Annotated in this window: 22 protein-coding genes; 7 read left to right on the top strand and 15 right to left on the bottom strand. The window is 70.5% G+C overall.

Features of this window, described 5'->3' with window-relative positions; genetic code table 11:
- From HII36_RS27585 to HII36_RS27570, 4 genes are all read left to right on the top strand, one after another.
- Positions 1 to 424, top strand: a 424-nt coding sequence (locus HII36_RS27585) for a PucR family transcriptional regulator (protein WP_173526166.1), incomplete at its 5' end; no start/stop codon positions are given.
- A gap of 31 nt (positions 425 to 455) precedes the next feature.
- Entirely contained in the window at positions 456 to 1745 is a 1290-nt protein-coding gene (locus HII36_RS27580) for an MFS transporter (RefSeq protein WP_173526165.1), read from the top strand.
- On the top strand, positions 1742 to 2743 hold the full coding sequence (locus HII36_RS27575; protein WP_328807917.1) for an alpha/beta fold hydrolase: 1002 nt from the start codon (positions 1742 to 1744) through the stop codon (positions 2741 to 2743). The genes HII36_RS27580 and HII36_RS27575 overlap by 4 nt, the downstream gene beginning before the upstream one ends.
- Complete coding sequence (locus tag HII36_RS27570) at positions 2743 to 3915, top strand: alpha/beta hydrolase family protein (protein WP_173526164.1); 1173 nt, start codon at positions 2743 to 2745, stop codon at positions 3913 to 3915. Before HII36_RS27575 ends, HII36_RS27570 begins: the two co-directional genes overlap by 1 nt.
- Here HII36_RS27570 and HII36_RS27565 read toward each other — a convergent pair.
- Together HII36_RS27565 and HII36_RS27560 are read right to left on the bottom strand one after the other, a co-directional pair.
- A complete protein-coding gene (locus HII36_RS27565; RefSeq protein ID WP_173526163.1) occupies positions 3905 to 5902 on the bottom strand; it encodes a glycosyltransferase family 2 protein in 1998 nt (665 codons plus the stop codon). The genes HII36_RS27570 and HII36_RS27565 overlap by 11 nt on opposite strands.
- Before the next feature lie 71 nt (positions 5903 to 5973).
- Positions 5974 to 6687: an aggregation-promoting factor C-terminal-like domain-containing protein gene (locus HII36_RS27560; RefSeq protein ID WP_236003925.1), complete on the bottom strand. Its 714-nt coding sequence runs from the start codon at positions 6685 to 6687 to the stop codon at positions 5974 to 5976.
- Between the two features lie 285 nt (positions 6688 to 6972).
- On the opposite strand from HII36_RS27560, the gene HII36_RS27555 reads away from it, so the two are divergent.
- Genes HII36_RS27555 through HII36_RS27545 form a run of 3 tightly spaced genes read left to right on the top strand, consistent with a single transcriptional unit; the run spans position 6973 to position 9598 of the window.
- The gene (locus HII36_RS27555) at positions 6973 to 7647 is read left to right on the top strand and encodes a response regulator (RefSeq protein WP_173526162.1); all 675 of its coding nucleotides are present in this window, start codon (positions 6973 to 6975) and stop codon (positions 7645 to 7647) included.
- Entirely contained in the window at positions 7644 to 9074 is a 1431-nt protein-coding gene (locus tag HII36_RS27550) for an ATP-binding protein (RefSeq protein WP_173526161.1), read from the top strand. Before HII36_RS27555 ends, HII36_RS27550 begins: the two co-directional genes overlap by 4 nt.
- Positions 9071 to 9598, top strand: coding sequence for a hypothetical protein (locus HII36_RS27545; RefSeq protein ID WP_173526160.1), 528 nt, complete (start codon positions 9071 to 9073; stop codon positions 9596 to 9598). The genes HII36_RS27550 and HII36_RS27545 overlap by 4 nt, the downstream gene beginning before the upstream one ends.
- 50 nt (positions 9599 to 9648) lie before the next feature.
- Here HII36_RS27545 and HII36_RS27540 read toward each other — a convergent pair whose 3' ends face one another.
- The 13 genes from HII36_RS27540 to HII36_RS27480 all read right to left on the bottom strand — a co-directional run bounded on the left by HII36_RS27540 (position 9649) and on the right by HII36_RS27480 (position 21926).
- Positions 9649 to 10968 (bottom strand): PhoH family protein, encoded by a 1320-nt coding sequence (locus HII36_RS27540; RefSeq protein WP_407940830.1) that lies wholly within the window; start codon positions 10966 to 10968, stop codon positions 9649 to 9651.
- Positions 10969 to 11168: 200 nt separating this feature from the next.
- The gene (locus HII36_RS27535) at positions 11169 to 11930 is read right to left on the bottom strand and encodes an isoprenyl transferase (protein WP_173526159.1); all 762 of its coding nucleotides are present in this window, start codon (positions 11928 to 11930) and stop codon (positions 11169 to 11171) included.
- Between the two features lie 55 nt (positions 11931 to 11985).
- Positions 11986 to 12543 (bottom strand): hypothetical protein, encoded by a 558-nt coding sequence (locus HII36_RS27530; RefSeq protein ID WP_173526158.1) that lies wholly within the window; start codon positions 12541 to 12543, stop codon positions 11986 to 11988.
- A gap of 24 nt (positions 12544 to 12567) precedes the next feature.
- The gene (locus tag HII36_RS27525; RefSeq protein ID WP_173526157.1) at positions 12568 to 13395 is read right to left on the bottom strand and encodes an amidohydrolase family protein; all 828 of its coding nucleotides are present in this window, start codon (positions 13393 to 13395) and stop codon (positions 12568 to 12570) included.
- Between the two features lie 9 nt (positions 13396 to 13404).
- Positions 13405 to 13803 carry a hypothetical protein gene (locus HII36_RS27520; RefSeq protein WP_173526156.1) on the bottom strand — a complete coding sequence of 133 codons (399 nt, stop codon included), beginning with the start codon at positions 13801 to 13803 and terminating at the stop codon, positions 13405 to 13407.
- Positions 13800 to 14726: a DUF692 domain-containing protein gene (locus HII36_RS27515; RefSeq protein ID WP_236003922.1), complete on the bottom strand. Its 927-nt coding sequence runs from the start codon at positions 14724 to 14726 to the stop codon at positions 13800 to 13802. The genes HII36_RS27520 and HII36_RS27515 overlap by 4 nt, the downstream gene beginning before the upstream one ends.
- A gap of 1 nt (position 14727) precedes the next feature.
- The gene (locus HII36_RS27510; protein WP_173526155.1) at positions 14728 to 15759 is read right to left on the bottom strand and encodes a TIGR04222 domain-containing membrane protein; all 1032 of its coding nucleotides are present in this window, start codon (positions 15757 to 15759) and stop codon (positions 14728 to 14730) included.
- 103 nt (positions 15760 to 15862) lie between these two features.
- The gene (locus tag HII36_RS27505) at positions 15863 to 16852 is read right to left on the bottom strand and encodes a TIGR04222 domain-containing membrane protein (protein WP_173526154.1); all 990 of its coding nucleotides are present in this window, start codon (positions 16850 to 16852) and stop codon (positions 15863 to 15865) included.
- Positions 16853 to 16922: 70 nt separating this feature from the next.
- Complete coding sequence (locus HII36_RS27500) at positions 16923 to 18716, bottom strand: phosphoenolpyruvate carboxykinase (GTP) (RefSeq protein ID WP_173526153.1); 1794 nt, start codon at positions 18714 to 18716, stop codon at positions 16923 to 16925.
- Between the two features lie 250 nt (positions 18717 to 18966).
- The gene (locus tag HII36_RS27495; protein WP_173526152.1) at positions 18967 to 19488 is read right to left on the bottom strand and encodes a hypothetical protein; all 522 of its coding nucleotides are present in this window, start codon (positions 19486 to 19488) and stop codon (positions 18967 to 18969) included.
- A gap of 113 nt (positions 19489 to 19601) precedes the next feature.
- Positions 19602 to 20762, bottom strand: coding sequence for a C40 family peptidase (locus tag HII36_RS58785; RefSeq protein ID WP_328807916.1), 1161 nt, complete (start codon positions 20760 to 20762; stop codon positions 19602 to 19604).
- 134 nt (positions 20763 to 20896) lie between these two features.
- Positions 20897 to 21397 (bottom strand): transcription elongation factor GreA, encoded by a 501-nt coding sequence (greA, locus tag HII36_RS27485; protein ID WP_173526151.1) that lies wholly within the window; start codon positions 21395 to 21397, stop codon positions 20897 to 20899.
- A gap of 109 nt (positions 21398 to 21506) precedes the next feature.
- The gene (locus tag HII36_RS27480) at positions 21507 to 21926 is read right to left on the bottom strand and encodes a DUF4307 domain-containing protein (RefSeq protein ID WP_173526150.1); all 420 of its coding nucleotides are present in this window, start codon (positions 21924 to 21926) and stop codon (positions 21507 to 21509) included.
- Between the last annotated feature and the right edge of the window lie 76 nt (positions 21927 to 22002).

Below are 22002 nucleotides of genomic sequence, written 5' to 3'. Positions count from 1 at the left end.
GGTCGCCGGGGCCTATCAGGAGGCGCGGCGGTGCGCCGAGGCGCTGATCGCGCTCGGCCGGGCCGGCGACGGCGCGAGCGCGAGCGAGCTGGGCTTCGTCGGCCTGCTCGTCGGCGACGGCCGTGACGTGCGCGGATTCGTCCACGCCGCGCTCGGCCCGATGATCGACTACGACACACGCAGAGGCACCGCGCTGGCCGACACGCTGGCCGCCTACTTCGGCTCCGGCGGCTCGCCGTCGCGGACGGCCGAGGCCATGCACATCCACGTCAACACCGTCACGCAGCGGCTCGACAGGATCGGCAAGCTGCTCGGCGACGGCTGGCTGGAGCCCGAGCGCGCGCTGGAGATCCAGCTCGCGCTCCGGCTGCACCGGCTCGGCCACACATCATCCACAAAGACTGTGGGTCCGCACGCCATATGAGTGATGCCGGTCACTCCTTACCGTGACCGGCATGGCCACTTCCATCAAGAAGATCGTGGGCGCGAGCCTGATCGGCACCACCATCGAGTGGTATGACTTCTTCCTCTACGGCTCGGCGGCGGCGCTGGTGTTCAACCAGTTGTTCTTCCCCGAGTCCGACCCGCTGACCGGCACCCTGCTGTCGTTCCTCACCTACGCCGTCGGCTTCGCCGCCCGCCCGCTCGGCGGCCTGATCTTCGGCCACTTCGGCGACCGGCTGGGCCGCAAGCAGCTCCTGGTCGTCAGCCTGCTGCTGATGGGCGCCGCCACGTTCCTCATCGGCTGCCTGCCCACCCACGCCAGCATCGGCTCCGCGGCGCCGCTGCTGCTGACCGCGCTGCGCCTGGTGCAGGGCTTCGCGCTGGGCGGCGAGTGGGGCGGCGCGGTGCTGATCGTCTCCGAGCACGGCGATGCCGGACGCCGCGGCTTCTGGGCGTCCTGGCCGCAGGCCGGCGCGCCGGGCGGGAACCTGCTGGCCACCGGCGTGCTGGCGGCGCTGGCCGCCTGGCAGTCCGACGAGGCGTTCCTGGCCTGGGGCTGGCGGGTGCCGTTCCTGCTGTCGGGCGTGCTGGTGCTGATCGGGCTGTGGATCCGGCTGTCGATCAGCGAGTCGCCGGTCTTCCAGGAGTCCGAGCCGGCGGAGAAGATGCCGTTCGTGGCCGTGATGCGCGACCACTGGCGCGACGTGATCACCGCGATCGGCGCCCGCCTGGCCGAGAACATCTCGTTCTACCTGCTCACCGTGTTCGTCATCACCTACGCCAAGTCGAACAAGATCGACAACTCGACGGTGCTCAACGCGGTGCTGATCGCCTCGGCGATCCACTTCGTCACGATCCCGCTGTGGGGCGCGCTGTCGGACCGCATCGGCCGCCGTCCGGTCTACCTGCTCGGCGCCGCCGGGACCGGCGTGTGGATCTTCGCGTTCTTCCCGCTCATCGACACCGCCAACTTCCTCGCGATCGTCCTCGCCGTCACCGTCGGCCTGCTGTTCCACGGCATGATGTACGGCCCGCAGGCCGCGTTCTTCGCCGAGCTGTTCGGCACCAGGACGCGCTACACCGGCGTCTCGATCGGCGCGCAGCTGTCGGCCATCGTGGCCGGGGCGCTGGCTCCGCTCATCGCCGTGGCCCTGCTGCGTGACTTCGGCAGCAGCGTCCCGATCAGCGCCTACCTCGGCATCGCCGCGCTGCTCACCCTGTTCGCGGTCTTCAAGGCCCGCGAGACGCGCGGCCGCGACCTCGCCGAGCGGCAGGACCTGGCTGGGAGGATCAAGCCGTGAAGGTCGAAACCGCCAGGCTCACCCAGCACGTCATGACCGTCGAGGGCCGCACGACGGGCGAGCCCGTCCTGTTCGTGCACGGCAACGTCTCGTCGTCCGCCTTCTGGCGCGACGCGATGGCCGCGCTGCCCGACGGCTTCCGCCCGCTCGCCGCCGACCTGCGCGGCTTCGGCGAGACCGACCCCGAGCCGATCGACGCCACCCGCGGGCTGCGCGACTTCTCCGACGACCTGGCCGAGCTGATCGAGACGATGGCCCTGCCGCCGGTGCACCTGGTGGGCTGGAGCATGGGCGGCGGCGTCGTGCTGCAGCTCCTGCGTGACAGGCCGGCGCTGGTCAGGAGTGTCACGCTGGTCAACCCGGTCTCGCCGTACGGCTTCGGCGGCACCCACGACGCCGCGGGCACGCTCACGCACCCCGACGGCGCGGGCTCGGGAGCCGGGGCCGCCAACCCGGACTTCGTCGCCAGGCTCCAGGCCGGCGACAGGTCCGCGGAGTCCCCCACCTCGCCCCTGTCGGTGCTGCGCTCGGCCTACGTCAAGACGCCGCCGGTGCCCGACGAGGACGTCTACCTCGACTCGATGCTCACCACCCGGGTCGGCGACACCGCCTACCCCGGCGACTCGGCCACCTCCCCGCACTGGCCGGGCGTGGCCCCGGGCAAGTACGGCGTGCTCAACGCCCTCGCCCCCACCCACTTCCGGCTGGACGACCTGCACGAGATCGACCCCAGGCCGCCGATCCTGTGGATCAGGGGCGCCGACGACGTGATCGTCTCCGACACGTCCCTGTTCGACCTGGCCCACCTGGGCACGCTCGGCGTGGTGCCCGGCTCCCCCGGCACCCCGGGCCAGCCCATGATCGCCCAGACCAGGTCGGTGCTCGACCGCTACGGCCGCTACCGCGAGGTCGTCATCGACGACTGCGGCCACAGCCCGCACCTGGAGCACCCGGAACGGTTCCACCGGCTGCTGGCCGACCACGTCAAGGAGGCGTGATGCTGCTCGCACTCACCCTGGTCGCGAGCCTGCTCGGCCCGGCGCAGGCGCACCCCGGGCCGCTCACCGTGCCAGGCGCCGAGCACCAGGTCAGCGCCACGCTGGCGGACCTGACCACGGCGGGCACGGTCAAGACCGGCCACACCGACCCGGCCGACTGGGCCGGACTGCACTCGGCGGCCACGGTGAACCCCACCGGCGTGCCCGGCGTCCAGATCGACGGCTACTTCCCCGACACCTCCACCACGAACGCCACGCACGGCTGGAACCACGACTCCCAGTTCGTCATCAGGCTGCCCGACGACTGGAACGGCGGCCTGGTCGTCAGCGGCACGCCGGGCAACAGGGAGCAGTACGCCAACGACTTCACGATCTCCGACTGGGTGCTGTCCAAGGGCTACGCGTTCGCCAGCACCGACAAGGGCAACACCGGCGTGAGCTTCCACACCGACGGCCGCCGTCCGGGTGACGCGATCGCCGAGTGGAACCAGCGGGTCACCCAGCTCACGGTGGCCGCCAAGGCCGTGGCCGCGCGGCACTACGGCGAACGTCCGGACAAGACGTTCATGGCCGGCATCTCCAACGGCGGATACCTGGTCAGGTGGCAGCTGGAGAACCGCGGCCACCTCTACGACGGCGGCATCGACTGGGAGGGCACGCTCTGGCGGCTCAAGGGCGACAACCTGCTGAACTACCTGCCGCAGGCGCTGCGCGCCTATCCGGACGAGGCCGGGGTGCGGGCGGCCGGGTTCGCCGCGGGCTCGGAGTTCCTGTGGCCGTTCCACCGGCAGTACTACTGGGAGCTGACCACCGAGCTCTACCAGAAGGAGCTCGACCCGTCGTACACGGGCGCGCCAGCCGACTACGACTACGACGCGCGCAAGCCGTACGCGGCCGTCGCCAAGATCGCGCTGACCGGCCGGATCACCAAGCCGCTCATCACGCTGCACGGCACGCTGGACACGCTGCTGCCGATCTCCCGCGACTCCGACGTCTACGCGAAGATGGTCGGCCCGCACCGGCCGTTCCGCTACTACCGGGTGGAGGGCGGCAACCATCTCGACAGCCTGGTCGACCTGTATCCGGACAAGCTGAAGCCGATCCTGCCGGTCTTCCGCGACGCGTTCGCCGAGCTCTCCGCGTGGGTGGCCGAGCGGAGGCTCAGTCCTTGAGGTAGCGATGCCTGCCCGCGCGGGCCAGGCGCACCAGGTGCCGCGCGCCGGGCAGGCGCCTGCCGAGCCGGTGCAGCGCGGTGTCCCGGCCCAGGGGCGAGCGCCGTTCGGGATCGACCGCGGCCGTCGGCCGCACCTCGACCCTGCCCCTGCGCATCTCCAGCGCGAACCGCAGGCCCACCTCCTCCTCGGAGGTGCGCAGCGACGCCAGCCAGGCGCCGGGGCCGAGCGTGTCGCGGCCGGCCAGGCGTCGTTTGATCGGCACCTTGGCCACCAGTTGCCCGGCGAGCCTGCCCGGCAGCCCGGCCTCGACCAGCGCGGGCGCGGCGACCTCGCGCGGCCGGCGGCCGGCGCCGCGCAGCACCAGCTCCAGCGGCGGGCCGCCGCTCGGCGGCACGTACGGCACCGGCAGCACGACGTACAGGAACTCGCCGAGCTGCTTGACGTCGGCGCCGGGCGAGACCAGCGCGATCGACTCGGGGAACGACTTCGGCTCGACGGCCAGGCCGAGCTCGCCCGTGTCGCTCCAGCACGGCACCACCAGCCGCGTCCTGGGCCGCTGGGCCAGCACGCCCAGGCAGTTGAGCGGGCCGTCCGGGCGGTGTACCCGGCTCCTGGCCTGGTTGGCGCCGCCGAACATGCGGATGTGGACCTCCCACTGGCCGGGGGCGAGCGGCCGGCCGAGCGCGGCCTCGGTCACGTCGAGCCTGGCCTCCCCCTTGATCCGGACGCGGGCCAGGCGGCGGCCGTCCTGGATGCGTTCCACCGCCTGCTCGACGGGCAGGAAGTGCACGTCGCCGGTCCCGGTGTGGCGGACGTAGACCTCGACGCGGGCCCGTTCGACGGCCTCGGTGACGTCCGTGACGTGCTCGGGCAGCAGCTTGACGTCCACGCCGCCGGGCGGGATCCAGTGCAGGCGCTCGCCGTCGACCAGGTAGGTGTCGGGCTGCCCGTCGCCGGCCAGCACCTCCACGGTCAGCCCGAGCACCAGCACGTGCTTGTCCCAGCGCACCTCGGTCAGGTCGGTGCGCAGCCCGGCCCGCTTGGAGGAGTTGGACAGCATCACGATCTGGTCGAGCCGCCCGATCCTGACCAGCGCGGCCACTGCCCGGAGCTGGACGGGCAGGTAGCGTTCGAGTCGTTCAGGGAAGCGTTCGAGCACCAGCTCCTGTATGACGCGGAAGAGCACGCTGCGATCGAGTGAGGAGTTGGCGAACCTGCTGGTCAGCAGCGGCCGGGTGACGACGGAGCGGAACCAGTGGCCGTAGATGCGGTCGCGCTGGCGGCCCGGGCCGACGTAGGTGTCGACGTCGTCGAGCAGCGTGCGCAGCTCGCGGGCGACGGCCTCCGGCTCCTCCGGCGGCTCCGGGCTCCCGCCCAGGTGGCAGCACAGCCGTTCGGCGAGCACGGCGATGACCTTGGCCTGCAGATAGGCCCGCATGACGAACGCCTGCTCGGCCACCGCGCCGCCGGGCACGGCGAAGCCCAGCTCGTGCTCCTCCAGGAAGGCGCGGCGGAAGAGCTGCTGGGGCACGAGCAGCGTGAGCAGCCTGTCATGGACGATGTCGGCCCGGGCCGTGCTGCGCTCGAAGGCGACCGTGGGCGGGCCGGAGTCGCGTACCAGGCGGCCGACCAGCACGTCGGCGTCGGTCTCCACGGCCCTGTCGTACATGTGGGCCAGGGCGTCGCGTTCGAGCCTGTCGGCCTGGCCGAGGAAGAAGACGTAGTCGCCGACGGCCTGCGCCAGGCCGGCGTTGCGGGCCCGGCCCGGTGAGCCGCCGTACGGCAGGTGCAGCACGCGGGCGTTGCGCCTGACGGCGGCGATGGTGTCGAGCCGTTCGGCGGTCCCGTCCGCCGACCCGTCGTCCACGAAGATCACTTCGTAGTCGTCCGCGGGCAGCGTCTGCTCCAGCGCGGAGCGAATGCACGCGTCCGCGTCCGCGCCGGGGTTGTGGACATTGACGATCACACTGACCTTCACACCCATGCGGCCAGCGTGCGACGCCCGCTAGCGGCGGGCGTGGCGGCTTGCCGATTGGAGAAGGAAAGAATGACCTGTTAGTACCATCCCCTGGCCTGGGAGTGCCCCCAGGCCCCGCACGGGGTGCCGTACCTGCCCTTGATGTAGCCGAGTCCCCACTTGATCTGAGTGGCGGCGTTGACCTGCCAGTCGGAGCCCGCGCTGGCCATCTTGCTGCCGGGCAGCGACTGCGGGATGCCGTACGCGCCGGAGTAGCGGTTCATCGCCCGCTCGTTCCAGCCGCTCTCCTTCTGCCAGAGCTTCTCCAGGCAACCCCACTGGTCGGCGCCGAAGCCGAAGGAGGCGAGCATGTCTCGCGCGATGGCCTTGTTCGAGCCTGGCGAAGGGACCGAGCCTGGCGGGAAGTTGGCCGGGGGGAAGCCCTCGCCGCCCGGGGCCTGCTTCTTGACCACGACCCAGTCGAGGCCGTCGCCGTCGTCGCCGCCCGCGCCGGGCCGGGACTTCTTCAGCTTGTCGGCCTTGTACGCCTGGACGGCCGCCGCCTTGAGCCTGTCGGTCTTGGGATCGGGCCCGAAGTCACCGGAGGCGATCTTGGCCATGTCCTCGATGCTGAGCGGATCCTTCGAGGCCAGCTTGGCCTGCTCGGCGTTCTGCATGGAGCGGTAGGCGACGTAACCGCCGCCGCCGAAGACGACCACCACCGACATCGTGATGATGACGATGCGCTTGGGGGTCAGGCGCGAAGTCCGGCGGGCCGCGCGGGGCGATTCCTGCGCGGGGCGCTCACTCAACTGCGGACCTGGGCTCACGACCCATGAGCTTGCCCTGTCCTGGGGGGTGGTCCGCAACCGAAACAAGGTATTTGCTTGGCCTGCTCTTGGCTAACCAGCAGGTAAGGGGCATGTTTCCAAAAGAGTGTGATTTTCCTCACATCGATCGTGACCCCCCTTCGGGCGCCCGCTGCCGAAGGGAGGCCGGTTCTCAGGCTGTCCCTTGTTCGTCCGAGTGACATGCTCGACTTGTCACAGTTCAGTGACATAACCCGGGCATTCGTGACATGGATTAATAATGTGCCCGTGGCTGGCATCCTTCTCGTCGAAGACGATCCCTCGGTGCGCACGGCTCTCGAGCTCGCGCTGACCCGTCAGGGGCACTCCGTCACCTCGTACGCGACGGGAGAGGAGGCGCTCGACCACATCAGGGCCCGCCGCCCGGAGATCGCGATACTGGACGTGATGCTGCCCGGCATCGACGGCGTCGAGGTGTGCCGCCGCATCCGCAAACTCGACCAGCTGCCCGTCATCATGCTCACCGCCCGCGGCGACGACCTGGACGTGGTGGTGGGCCTGGAGGCCGGCGCGGACGACTACGTGGTCAAACCGGTCGAGCCGAGGGTCCTGGACGCCCGTATCCGGGCCATCCTGCGCCGCGCCGAGTCCGCGTCCTCCGACCGGATCACCTTCGGCGACCTGGTGATCGACCGGGGCGCGCTCAAGGTCACGCTGGCCGGCAAGGAGATCCACCTGACGCCGACCGAGCTGCGCCTGCTGCTGGAGCTGGTCCGCCACCCCGGCCAGGTGCTCAACCGCCGCTACCTGCTGCGGGTGGTCTGGGACCACACGCACGTCGCGGACTCCCGGCTGGTCGACGCCTGCGTCCAGCGGGTACGCGCGAAGATCGAGCCCCGCCCGGCCGAGCCGGTCTTCATCCACACCGTGCGCGGGTTCGGCTACCGGTTCAGCCCCCCGTGATCCCACGCCCCACCGGGCTGCGGGCACGCCTGGTCATCACCTTCACCCTGGTCGCCGTCGCCGCGTCCTTCATGGTCGCCACCATCGGCTACGAGCTGGCCAAGACCGCGCTCGTGCGGCGGGCCGAGAGCACCTCGATCGAGCTGGTGACCAAGGAGCTCGGCCGCGTCGACTTCCCCGTCGGCACGCTCAGGACCGGCGAGGCCCCGCCCAACAGCAGGAATCTCGAACGGCTCGGCCAGACGCTGATGGCGCCCGGCCGCAGCGTGCTGATCGAGTACCGCAGCCTGTCGTTCGCCCGCGGCCCGCTGAACCTGGCCGACGTGCCCGGCGAGCTGTACGGCCGGGCCAAGCAGAGCCTGGTCACCCAGCGCAAGATCGTCCGGGGCCGGCTGTACTTCATCGTGGGCGCCGAGGTCTACCGCAAGGAGGACGGCGTCCCCGAGCCGACCGGGCTGCGCGCGTTCGTCTTCTTCCCGCTGGACGACGACGAGGACCAGCTCGCCACGCTCAGGAACACCCTCGCCCAGGGCGGCGCGGTCATCGTGCTGGTGGCGCTGGGCGTGGCGCTGCTGTCGGCCAGGCAGGTGCTGCTGCCCGTCAGACGGCTCAGCGCGGCCGCGCAGGCGCTCGGCCAGGGCCGGCTCGACACCCGGCTGCCCGTGCACGGCCAGGACGAGCTGGCCGAGCTGACGGCCAGGTTCAACGACGCGGCGGCGGCCCTTGAGCTGAGCGTGTCCGAGCTGCGCTCGCTGGAGGCGATGTCGCGCAGGTTCGTCGCCGACGTCTCGCACGAGCTGCGTACCCCGCTGACCGCGATGACGGCCGTGGCCGACATGCTCTCCGAGGAGGCCGCCAGGCTCCCCCACGCGCCGGCCGAGGCCGTGCGGCTGGTGCTGCGCGAGATCGAGCGGCTGCGCGAGCTGGTCGAGCACCTCATCGAGGTGAGCAGGTTCGACGCGGGCACGGCCACGCTCAACCTGGAGCCGGTGAACGTGGCCGACGCCATCCAGGACTGCCTGGAGGTGAGAGGCTGGACGGAGAAGGTCAGGGTGAACTGCGCGCGGAGCCTGACCGTCGGCGTCGACCCCAGGCGTTTCGACGTCATCGTGGCCAACCTGGTGGGCAACGCGCTCAAACACGGGGAGCCCCCGGTGCTGGTCAGCGCCAGGGGCACGGAGAACGGGCTGGAGGTGAAGGTGCGCGACCACGGGGCGGGCATCCCGCAGGAGGCGCTGGCACACGTCTTCGACCGCTTCTTCAAGGCGGGCGCGGGCCGGGCGCGCAGCCAGGGCAGCGGGCTCGGGCTGGCCATCACCAAGGCCAACGTGCTCCTGCACGGCGGCACGATCTCGGTGCGCAGGCAGAATCCCGGCACCCTGTTCACGGTCTGGCTGCCGCACTCACGAAACGCGCCGCTCTCATGAAACGCGCCGTGGCCGTGCTCGCCGCCGTCGCCGCGCTCGCGGCCGCCGTCCAGGGCTGCGGCATCTCGCCCACGGACGTGGAGAACCGGGGCCGGGCGCCGACGATCGACCTGCCGCCGCCGACCAAGACGATCTACCTGCTCAAGGACGGCGAGCTGACCAGGGAGCCGGCCGACGTCGAGAGCGGCACGGTCGACAGCCTGCTCGGCGCGCTGTTCGCGGCCTCGTCCAAGCCGCTGCGCGATCGCGACACCGCCCTGCGGGGTTTCACCTTCCTGCGGATCAAGGACTCGCTCAAGCCGCTGCTGCGCGACGAGGTGATCTACCCACGCACCTCGACGCTGACCGTCTACATCAAGGGCGAGGGCACGCTGACCAAGCTCGGCAAGGCCCAGATCGTCTGCACCGCGCAGCTGGACGCCGCGATCGCCGAGGTCAAGATCGTCCGGGAGAGCGACACCCGGACGCCCAAGATGGAGGGTCAGCACATCTGCAAGGACTTCATCCCGCGTCCGACGGGATGAAGTCCTCGGGGGCGTCGTCCTGCAGCGTTACGTCCTAACCGCGTGACGTCCTACAGGTTGATGTCCTCCAGCATCTCCGTCACCAGGGCCGCGATCGGCGAGCGCTCGGACCTGGTCAGCGTGACGTGCGCGAAGAGCGGGTGGCCCTTCAGCTTCTCCACCACCGCCACCACGCCGTCGTGCCTGCCGACCCGCAGGTTGTCGCGCTGGGCGATGTCGTGGGTGAGCACCACCCTGGAGTTGGCCCCGATCCTGCTCAGCACGGTCAGCAGGACGCCACGTTCCAGCGACTGGGCCTCGTCCACGATCACGAACGCGTCGTGCAGCGAGCGGCCGCGGATGTGGGTTAGCGGGAGCACCTCGAGCATGCCCCGGTCGAGCACCTCCTCGATCACCTCGGGCGAGGTGATGGCGCCGAGCGTGTCGTAGACCGCCTGCGCCCAGGGGCCCATCTTCTCGCCCTCGGTGCCGGGCAGGTAGCCCAGCTCCTGGCCGCCCACCGCGTACAGGGGACGGAAGACGACCACCTTGCGGTGCTGGCGGCGCTCCAGGACGGCCTCCAGGCCCGCGCAGAGCGCCAGCGCCGACTTGCCGGTGCCGGCCCGCCCGCCCAGCGAGACGATGCCGATCTCGGGGTCCATCAGCAGGTCGAGCGCGATGCGCTGCTCGGCGGAGCGGCCGTGCAGGCCGAAGACCTCGCGGTCGCCGCGCACCAGGCGCACCGACTTGTCCGGCAGCACCCGGCCGAGCGCCGAGCCCCTGGCCGACAGCAGCCGCAGGCCGGTGTGCGCGGGCAGTTCCCTGGCCTCCTCCAGGTCGGCGGTGCCGTGCTCGAAGAGCGTCTCGACGTCCTCGGCGGTCACCTGGATCTCGGCCATGCCCGTCCAGCCGGACTCCACCACCAGCTCGGCCCGGTACTCCTCGGCCGCCAGCCCGATCGAGCCGGCCTTGACCCGCAGCGGCAGATCCTTGGACACCAGGACCACGTCACAGCCCTCGGCGGCCAGCGAGCGGGCCACGGTCAGGATGCGGGTGTCGTTGTCTCCGAGGCGGAAGCCGACGGGCAGGATGGACGGATCGCTGTGGTTGAGCTCGACCCTGATCGTGCCGTCGCCCGTCGGCATCGGCTCGTCCAGCCGGCCGTACTGGAGCCGCAGGTCGTCGAGGTAACGCAGGGCCTTTCTGGCGAAGTAACCGAGTTCGGGATGGTGCCGCTTCCCCTCAAGTTCGGTGATCACGACGATCGGAAGGACCACGTCGTGTTCCGCGAAGCGGGTCATGGCCGCCGGGTCGGCCAGCAGGACCGAGGTGTCGAGCACGTAGGTCCGCTTGGCGTTCTTGGTCGAAGGGTTGCTCGAGGACACTGCCACACGTTCTCCCCCGGGCGCCCATGGTGACGGGCACCCTGCAGACGAGGTGGGAATCGGACCGGACCCGCTTCGCTCGCCTGCCGACGGCGCCGGGTTCCGGCCCCCTCGGCAAGTGTTGGTGCAAAGGCGGGCCCTCTCCGGAGTGTCTGGTCTGCGACCGGACACTCTCCACGTTACGTCCTGAATACCCAGATGTCGTCTCAGGAACCGTAACGTCGGTGTCTCGCAGCGTAGTCACGCAACGCCCGCAGGAAGTCCACCCGGCGGAAGTCAGGCCAGTAGGCCTCGTGGAAGTAGAACTCGGAATGAGCGCTCTGCCACAGCATGAAGCCCGACAGGCGTTGCTCGCCCGAGGTCCGGATGAGGAGGTCCGGATCGGGCTGGCCGCGAGTGTAGAGATGCTCCGCGATGTGCTCCACATCGAGTACCTCGACGAGGTCCTCGATGCTGGCCCCCTTGCTCGCTTGCTCCTGGAGGAGTGAGCGCACCGCATCGGCAATCTCACGCCTTCCTCCATACCCAACTGCAACGTTCACAATCAGGCCTGGACGGTGCGATGTTGCTTCTTTTGCATTTTTGAGGACATTCGCCGTTCGGTCCGGGAGCAGGTCCAACGCCCCCACCGGGCTGATCCGCCAGCCCTCGGCCACCAGCTCCTGTGTCACGTCCTCGATGATGCCCAGCAGCGGCTCCAACTCCTCGCGTGGCCGGTTGAGGTTGTCGTTGGACAACATCCAGACGGTGACGACCTCGACCCCCGTCTCGCGGCACCAGCCGAGCAGCTCGGAGATCTTGTCGGCGCCCTTGCGGTGGCCCGTGGCGACGTCACGCATGCCCATGGCTCGTGCCCAGCGGCGGTTGCCGTCGATGATGACCCCGACATGCCGGGGAATGCTGTCTTTCGACAGCTTGGCCTCCAGCCGGTGTTCGTACAGCCGGTAGACCAGATCGCGCAGGCCCACGGAGTCCCCTCCCAGCGGTGCTGTGCCTTTGGTCGAATGACCCAACAGGCAATTATCACCGCCTTTCGCCCCTGCCTGGCCCCCCAACCGGATTCCTGCACAGATCTCTTACACCCAGGCAGCCCTCGGCCTCGTCCACCAGGCCGCGGACGAACACCGACAGCTCGGCCGAGGTCAGCACCGCGCGCATGCCCACACCCGTGGCGCCCCAGGCCTCCACGTAGGCCCTGCGGGTCAGCCGCCACTCGCCGCGCCGGCCCCGGTCGGGCATCCAGATCGGGATCGTCCTGAGCCAGCAGCGCAGCTCGCCACCGCCGACCACGCCCGACCTGGTGCGATAACGGAAGGAGAACAGTTCGCTGTCGGGCTCCTCGTCGGGGAACCTGTCGTCGGGATCGGGCCACGCCCTGGCCTCGCCGCGGCCCGCCCGCGCCTCGTCGACGCCGCGGGCCAGGCGCGCCAGCAGCCAGCCGCACCGCTCGCCCACGGTGCCGTACGGCGTGCCGTCACGATGGAGTTCGAGGGTGATCTCGTACGGCGTGCCGACGCTGTCCGTGCACGCGACGGGCGTGACGGTCAGATATGATCCATCGACGCAGCGTAGTCCACCCACTCCTGCAAGGTATCCGCGGCAAAGTCAGCTAAACCCGTAGAAACGCCCGGCCGTCCCGCCGAACACCTGGTCACGGTCGGTTTCGCCGAGCAGCTCGCGGGCCGCCGCCCAGACCTGCTGATAGCCGGCCGCCGGCAGCGCCACCGGCCAGTCGCTGCCGTACATCAGCCGTCGCGGGCCGAACACCTCGATCGCGTGCTCGACGTACGGGCGCAGGTCGGCGACCGTCCAGCGGTCATGGTCGGCCTCGGTGACCAGCCCGGAGACCTTGGCGTGAACGGTGGGCAGCGCCGCGGCGCGGGCCAGGCCCGAGGCCCAGGGCTCCCAGCGGCCGTCCCTGATGCCGGGTTTCGACAGATGGTCGATGACGATCTTCAGCGTGGGGTGGCGTTCGGCCAGCGTGACCACGTGGTCGAGGTGGCGGGGCAGCCGGGAGACCACGTCGAGGGTCAGGCCGGTCGCGGCGAGCAGGCCGAGCGATTCCAGGACGGTGTCCTGGACCAGCCAGTCGGGGTCGGGTTCGTCGTGGATGAGGTGCCGGACGCCGACAAACTTCGGATGTTTCCGATATTTCGTGATCTGGTGGGCCGCCTCCTCGGGCCGGTCCAGCGGCACCCAGCCGACCACGCCCGCGATGAAGTCGTGCGCGTCGGCCAGGGCGAGCATCGCGTCCGTCTCCGCCAGGGAGTCGGCCGCCTGCACCAGCACCGTACGGTCCACCCCGGCAGCGGCCAGTTCCGGCATCAGGTCCTCCGGGCCGTAGGTGCGGTGGAGGATTCCGAGGTCGGGGGTCAGCCAGGGGTAGTCGACCGTTTCGAGGTTCCAGAAGTGCTGGTGCGCGTCTACGATCACCCACAAAACCTAGGATGTCTCGATATTTCGTGACAAGAGGCGAGACCACCAGCGGCGGGGGGTTCGCGGCTCCTGCTCCGGATCCGGCTCCGGCATCAGGCCGCGCTCGCGCAGCCAGGCGGCGAAGTCGTCGGCGTCGGCCCGGTAGCCGGGCGGCGGCGCGCTCCTGGCCCTGGCGTAGGCGGCGAAGTGCGCCGCCAGCTCGGGACCCGCGGCCATGGCGGCGTCCGGGCGCAGCCTGGCCACGACGCTGCGGCGCTTGGCGATCAGGCTGGACGACTGGGCGGCGAACCTCCTGACGTCGAACCCCTCGGGCGGATCACCGCCCGCCACCAGCGCCTCGACCACCCGCCGCTGCGCCTCAGCCAGCCGCCGCCGCGCCTCCAGGCTCGCAGGCTGGTCGGTCATCGCCGGCCGGCCAGGGACATCGCGGTGCGTACCCGGTCCAGCTCGGCGACCAGGTCGGCGTCGCTGGGGTAGTCGTCGTCCCACTCCAGCAGCACCCCGGGCGGGTCGGTGCGCGAGCACAGCTCGGTCAGCAGGTCGAGCACCTCCTGCGGGGCCGCCGCGGTGTGCGTGTCGTGCCAGATGCCGTCGTGCTCGTGCCCGCCCGCCACGTGCACGTACGCCAGGTGCGACAGCGGCAGCGTGTCCAGCGCCGCCACCGCCGGCAGGCCCAGGTTGACCTGGTTGGTGTACAGGTTGGCCACGTCGATCAGCAGCTCGACCCCGGTCCGCTCGACCAGCTCGGCCAGGAACTCGGCCTCGGTCAGCTCGTCCTCCGGCCAGCCGAAGATGGCCGCCACGTTCTCCAGGGCCAGCGGGACGGGCAGCACGTCCTGCGCCTGCCTGACGTTCTCGGTGACGACCCGCAGCGACTCGCGGGTGCGCGGGATCGGCAGCAGGTGCCCCACCTCCATGCCGCCGCCTCTGACGAACGCCAGATGCTCGCTGACCAGCGGCGCGTCCAGCGCCTGGGCGCACGCGGCCAGATGCGCCAGCCTGGCGGGGTCCGGCCGGTCCGCCCCGCCGATGCCGAGCGCCACCCCGTGCGGGATCACCGGCACGCCCCTCGACCGCAGCACCCGCAGCGACTCGGGCAGGTGCGCGGGCGTCACGTTCTCGGCGATCACCTCGACGAAGTCGACCCCGGCCATCCGCTCGATGCTCAGGTCCAGCTCGTGCCGCCACCCGATGCCGACACCCAGCTTCCGCGCCCCGGCCGCACCACTCACGCCCATCCCGGTGGCTCCGCCCACGTCCGCCCTGGCCGCGCCGCCCACGTCCGCCCTGGCCGCTCCGCCCACGTCCGCCCCCGTCTCTTCGCGCATGTCAGCTCCCGCCCCCGCAACCACCGCCACCGCAGCTGCTGCCACCGCCGCAACTGCTCGAACCGCCACTGGAACCGCTGCTCGAACCGCCGTCCGACCCGCCGCTCGAACCGCTGCCGCAGCTCGGCGCCAGCGCGCCGCAGGAGCCGTGGGTGCCCACGGAGTGCATGGGACGCAGCTCCCACCCGCTGCACCCGCCGCCCGCGCCGCAGTTGCCCGCCGCGCAGGTCTGCCTGGCCCGGCGGCCGTTCGCGGACTTGGTCATCGAGGCCCGGGTGAGCGCGGTCCGCAGGTCCTTGTCGCGGATCTGGCCGAGCCCGTACAGCGCCAGCGGGATCTCGGCGACCCCGTCGGGCCGGTCGGCCGGGTGCTCGGCGCGCGCCTGGCGCACCTCGCGGTGGCCCTGCCCGGTCAGCGCCTCGTTCAGCGACCGCCGCCGCAGCAGGACGGTGACCACCGCCGTCACGAGCGCCACCGCGAACGCGGTCACCGCGGTGACCCCCATCCACCCCGCGCCCGCCGCGCCAGCCACGAGCAGCCCGAACCCCGTGAACAGCAGCCCGGCCAGCGCGGGCGCCACCAGCACGCGTAACGCGATCAGCATCCTGCGCAGCGCCACGTGGGTGTTCGCGGGCACGAGCAGCCCGGCCGTGGTGAGGTGGCGGCGGAGCTCGTCCATCTCGGTCCTGCGGCTCACGCTGCGGGTGAGCGCCGGCGCGGGCAGGTTGGCCTGCTGGGACAACACGGCGAGCACCGCGTCCTCGACGGGCTCGGACGAGCGGGCCCGCGCCTTGACGCGGTGCACCATGCCGCCGCGCGACACCCTGACCTGCCCCGACTGGGCCAGCAGCGCGATGGCGGTGTTCGCGGTGCGGCGCGGGCCGCCCGCCAGGTAGGCGAGCTCGTACGGGCCGAGCGCGGAACGGACGGAGGTCGGTCCGCGTTGACGACTGGCGAGCCACGTCACCGCGACGGTCAGGCAGAGCACGATCACCGCCACGAGCACCGCGGCGATCAACACGATCAAGTCCATGTACGGCCTCCCCTCGTGCAGCCGGTCGAACTGCTGTACCAGGAAGACGCATAAGGCCGACATAAAGGTTCCATTCGCCGCGACGGCGGGATCGGCGTCCGGCTCAGCTGCTGCTGGAGCCGCAGCTCGAACCGCCCGAACTCGACCCGCAACTGGACGAGCTCGACCCACAGCTGGACGAGCTGGATCCGCAGCTCGACGAGCCGCCGCCGCAGTTCACCCCGCCGGAGGAGTCCGAGCCGAAGGCGGTGCCACCGTCGCCGTGCGTCCCGCAGGAGCCCGAGCAGTCGGATCCCGGATCCCCTGCCGCCAGCCCGTCGCACAGCGACCTGTCGTCGAGGTCGGTCAGCCCGTACAGCGCGACCGGCACGCCGACCGTCATGGCCAGCGAGGACGGGTCGCGATACCCCCGCGGATGCCGGCCGCGCGCCGCGGTGAGCGCTTCGCGGCCCGCGCCGGAGACCACGTTGGCCAGCCGCCGCCGCTGCCTGCCGAACGCGGCGAACGCCGAGACGACCGCGAACCCGCCGATGAAGACCGCCCCCATGATCGTCACCGATTTCCCCGCCACGCCCGTGGCCAGCATCGCGGCCAGGAGCGCGGCGTACCCGACCGCCACCGCGGCGGCGATCCGCATGCCCGCGAATTTGGCCCGCGCGCCCGCGTAGGCGCCCTCGGGCACGAGCAGCCCGCGGCGCTCCAGCCCGTACGCCAGCGCACGCACCGCCGGATGGTGCTCCAGCTCGCCGCGCAGCGCGCCGGCCCGCTGGCCGCCCGGCCTGGCCGCCACGGCGTCGAGCACCGCCTGCTCCAGCGGCTCGGGCGATGGCCTGGCCCCGTGCACGGGCGTCACCTGCGAACCCCGTGACACGCGTACGGCGCCGGCCGTCGCCAGGACGGCCAGCGCCGTGTTGATGGCCCGCCGGGGGCCACCTGACAGATACGCCAGCTCATAGTGGGACAACACGTGCTCGCCGCCGCCCGGTGGGCCTTCGCCGATCCGGCGCCGTTCTCGTTCGACGCGCCGCTCGGCGCCGTTGACGATCAGCACCACGACCATGGCGCCCAGGATCAGGATGAAGTCCGCCGACACGCCTACCCCCTGTGCTGAGACCGGGCCGCCAAGCTAGACGGCGCCGGCCTGACCGCACAAGGGGGTTCGCTCAGCCGAGACGGTCGAGCAGCGCGTTGTACTCGTCCCACAGCTCCTTGGGCAGGTGGGCGCCGAACTTGTCGAAGTGGGCGGGGATCAGCGACGCCTCCTCGCGCCAGACGTCCTTGTCGACGCTGAGCAGCGTGCGCAGGTCCGCTTCCGACAGGTCCAGACCCTCGGTGTCGAGCTCGGCCGGCAGCAGGCCGATCGGCGTGGGCACGGCGCCGACCTCGCCGTTGAGCCGGTCCACGATCCACTTGAGCACGCGGCTGTTCTCGCCGAAGCCGGGCCAGATGAACTTGCCTTCGGCGTTCTTGCGGAACCAGTTGACGTAGTAGATGCGCGGCAGCTGCGCGCCGTCGCGCTTGCCGATGCGCAGCCAGTGGTCGAAGTAGTCGCCCATGTTGTAGCCGCAGAACGGCAGCATGGCGAACGGGTCGTGACGCAGCTCGCCGACCTTGCCCTCGGCGGCGGCGGTCTTCTCGGAGGCGACGTTGGCTCCGAGGAAGACGCCGTGCTCCCAGCTCAGCGACTCGGTGACCAGCGGCACCGCGGTCGCGCGGCGGCCGCCGAACAGGATCGCCGAGATGGGCACGCCCTTGGGGTCCTGCCATTCGGGTGCGATGGTCGGGCACTGCGCGGCCGGGGTGGTGAAGCGCGCGTTCGGGTGCGCGGCCGGCTCGTCGCTGTCCGGGGTCCAGGAGCGGCCCTTCCAGTCGGTCAGGTGCGCCGGCGGCTCCTCGGTCAGGCCCTCCCACCACACGTCGCCGTCGTCGGTGAGCGCGACGTTGGTGAAGATGCTGTTGCCCCAGAGCGTCTTGATCGCGTTGGCGTTGGTCACCTGGCCGGTGCCGGGGGCGACGCCGAAGAAGCCGGCCTCCGGGTTGATGGCGTACAGGCGGCCGTCGTCGCCGAAGCGCATCCAGGCGATGTCGTCGCCGACCGTCTCGACCTTCCAGCCGGGGATGGTGGGCTGCAGCATGGCCAGGTTGGTCTTGCCGCAGGCGCTGGGGAAGGCGGCCGCGATGTACCGAGTCTCACCGGTCGGCGGGGTGAGCTTCAGGATGAGCATGTGCTCGGCCAGCCAGCCCTCGTCGCGGGCCATGACGCTGGCGATGCGCAGCGCGTAGCACTTCTTGCCGAGCAGCGCGTTGCCGCCGTAGCCCGAGCCGTAGGACCAGATCTCGCGGGTCTCCGGGAAGTGGCTGATGTACTTGGTGTCGCTGCACGGCCACGGCACGTCGGCCTGGCCCGGCTCCAGCGGCGCGCCGACCGAGTGCACGGCCTTGACGAACTCGCCGCGCTCCTCGATGAGCCGCAGCGCCCGCTCCCCCATGCGGGTCATGATCCGCATCGACACGGCGACGTACGGCGAGTCGGTGATCTCGACGCCGAGCTGCGAGATCTCGCCGCCCAGCGGGCCCATGCAGAACGGGACCACGTACATCGTGCGGCCGCGCATGCAGCCCTTGAACAGCTCGCCGAACGTCTGGCGCATCTGCGCGGGAGCGATCCAATTGTTGGTCGGGCCCGCGTCCTCCTCGCGCTCTGAGCAGATGTAGGTGCGGTCCTCGACCCTGGCCACGTCGCTCGGGTCGGACTTGGCATAGAAGCTGTTGGGCCGGGCGGCCAGGCGCGTGAACGTGCCCTGCTCGACGAGGAGGTTGGTCAGGCGCGTCCACTCCTCCTCCGACCCGTCGCACCATTCGATCCTGTCGGGCTGGGTCAGCGCTGCGATCTGGTTCACCCACGCGACCAATTCGCCATTGCTGGTCGGTGCGGGTACTTCCACGGAAACGGACACGACTTCGGCTCCTCCACTCTTCAGGGCTCAAACATCATTAACGACGAAGCGGCCGGAAAGCCAATTGGCATAGACCTATTGACGTCACCGTCACCGCAGGCCGTGGCCCTGGCGATTTGGGGGAGCCTACCCAGGCCGAGCGGATTTAAAAGAAACTCCTGAGCGCATTGGTTCAGTCCAATACGGGTGGTCTAAACCAATTGCGCCAGTGGTTTAGTCCATTTCTCGGAGCCGTTTCCACCGGCCGGTCTCAGGAATTGAGGTCCGGACCGGCGTCGCGTACCCGGTCGACGTGCTGGAGAGCGTCGCGCAGTTCGGCCAGCCAGGTGTCGGTGTTCCTGCCCACCAGGCGTACGCACCAGGCGAGCGCGTCACTGCGACTGCGCGCGACGCCGGCGGCCACCAGCGTGTCGAGCACCTGACGCTCGGACTGGCGCAACCTGGTCATCACCGGCACGGAGAGAGTGGTGAACATCACAGTCTCGCCGCCGCAGGTCACACCCCAGGAGACCTTCTGGCGGAACTTGTGCTCGGCCTCCCTGGCGATCTCGATGCGCCGCTCGCGCGTCTCCTCCCTGAACCTCCTGGCCAGCCCCTCGATGAGGGGCAGGCGCTCGGCCTCGGGGACGTCGGCGGGCGGGTCGGGGAGCACGCCGACGACGGCGATCTCCTCACGATCCCGGACGATCTCCGGCGCACCGGTGAACCAGCCCTCGGGAAGCCTGCCGGTGAACCAGCCGCGGACCTGGGCCGTCACATCATCGTTTGCCATGTAATTAAGATTACACAGTTGCATCGAGAATGCACGTGCCTGCGCGCCCCGCGTCGGCCACGGGAAGGCATGCCTGATGACGGGATCGCGTCCCGCTCGCGAGGTTCGGTCGGTCAGCGGACGCGCGCGGCGGCGATGGGGCTGACCCTGACCACTCCGGCCAGGTTCCTGGTGTTGACCGGCACCAGCTTGACGACGTCGCCCGTGCGTGGCGCGTGGAGCATCTTGCCGTCGCCCCAGTAAATGGCGACATGGGAGATGTAGTCGGGGTTCGTCGGGTCGTTGCGCCAGAACAGCAGGTCACCCGGGTGCGCCTGCGAGAGCGGCACCTGCGGCCCGGTCACCCACTGCTGGTGGGTCACCCGCGGCATGTACACCCCGGCCTGCTTGTAGGCCCACTGCACGAGCCCCGAGCAGTCGAACGTGTCGGGGCCCTCGGCCCCCCAGACGTACGGCCGCCCCAGCTTCGAGATGGCCGCCTTGAGCGCGGCCGTGAGCTGTTCGCCGGTCATGAACGACCCGGCCGGCCAGGAGCCGGTGTTCGTCCTGGTGGCCGGCAGCACCGGGTTCACCATGGCCACCTGCGTGCCCTTGGGCAGCAGCTTGAGCAGCGACTTGCGCAGCGTGGCCGAGTTGGTCTCGGGGGCGCTCACGATGAGCGCGTTGTCGTTCGGCAGCCCGAGCGAGCGCCCGGTGGTCTTGGACACGACGGCGTCGACCGCGCCGAACCCGGTGGTGGCGTACGCGCCGATGCGCAGCGGACCGGCCGGGCCGCTGACGCGGCGGTGCAGGGCCAGCCCGCCGTCACTGCCCAGCACGAACGAGACCGCCACGTCGCCGTTGGCCACGTTGGTCCACAGGCCGTCGGACGCGGCGGTCACCTTGGGGGTGAAAGAGCGGAATGTGGACGGTTCCACGCCGAGCGTCTGCACGCGCTTGCCGTCGAGCACGATGGAGGCGGCGTCGGCCAGTTCGAGCGCGCGCACCCCGCGCAGCTTGGCCACCTTCTGTAACTGGGCCATCGTGAACGGCTGGCGGGTCAGCACGAACAGGTTCGGCTTGTGCAGCTGCTTCAGCGGCGCCACCGGCGCGATCGTCCTGCTCTGCGCCATCAGGCTCTGGGTGGGCCGCTGCGTCGGCTGGGCCGGCTTCTTCGTCGGCAGGCCCGCCGCCTGCCTGGCCCCGGCGGGCTCGGGCACCGGCGGACGTGCCTGCACGAGCAGCAGCACGTCCGCGGTCAGCACGGCGACCAGCGTCACCACGATGAACGGCACCAGCCGCCGATGGTCACGCCGCTTGCGGGTCTTGATGAGGAAGCTCAGGTCCTGGCGGATTCCCGAGCCTCCCGTCCGCGTATGCGAAAACGCCGCCGGGCCGGCGTGGGCCCGGCGGTCGGTCTCCGTGGGGGTCAGTTGCCGATGTACGGCACAGCCTCGAGGATCTCGACCGTGTTCTGACGGCCGTTGGGCATGGAGTAGGTCGCCTTCTCCCCGATCTTCTTGCCGTTGATCGCCGCGCCCAGCGGGGACTTGGGCGAGTAGACGTCGATCGGCGCGCCGCTCTCCTCGCGGGAGGCGAGCAGGAAGGTGACCTCGTCGTCGTCGCCGACGAACCTGATCGTGACGGTCATGCCGGGGCCCACCACACCCTCGGTCTTGGGAGCCTCTCCCACCTGGGCGTTGTCGAGGATCTGCCGGAGATGGAAGATGCGAGCCTCCATCTTGCCCTGCTCGTCCTTGGCGGCGTGGTATCCGCCGTTCTCGCGCAGGTCACCCTCTTCGCGGGCGGCCTCGATCTTCTTGGCGATGTCGACGCGCCCGGGGCCAGAGAGATATTCGTACTCCGCCTTCAGGCGGTCGTACGCCTCCTGCGTCAGCCATGTGACGTTCTCATCGCGAGAGTCGGCCACGGGTACTCCTTGCTTGCCTAGGGGGCCCTGAGATCGATCTGAGGTTGCGTACGGTTGAATTGCGAAAGGCTAACAAGTCCGCCGCTGGAACGCTTCCCCAAATGTCTCACTATACGAGATTGCAGTACTGGATGTGGACGGAAGTGGCCTGACCACTGGTGTCGAGGCTTTCCTTGAGCTGCTTTGTACCCTCACCAGCCGGGATTCTTACTTCCTTGCTCCCTACTTCCGCGTGGTACACATCCAGCGCCCTGATCCGGCAGACCGCCACCCTATCGTCGGGTTTGGAGACCTGGAAGGTGATCTCGGCTCGCGTCGGGCTCGTCACGCTGAACGTGACGACCTGTGGCTTGGCGCCCGTGCTCGCGCCCGTCATCGACCACATCACCCAGCCCCAGCCACCGGCGATGATGGCCACCAGCACGCCGATGACGACGTGCACGATGAGACGGCCCCCCTTCTGGGGGCGATCCGGAAAGTCGTCCGGTGTGCCGAGAACGGGCCCGTTCCCGACATCTCTGGTGGCCATGCGGAATCTCCCTGCACTCCCTGAGCGTTATCCGAGACAATTGTCGCCCGCGGGGGCTTCGGTGTGAGACTGGGCC

The organism is Nonomuraea antri (assembly GCF_013283785.1).
Lineage (GTDB): Bacteria > Actinomycetota > Actinomycetes > Streptosporangiales > Streptosporangiaceae > Nonomuraea > Nonomuraea antri.
Note: the sequence above shows the minus strand (reverse complement) of the source record. Positions and strands in the feature narration are given on the sequence as shown.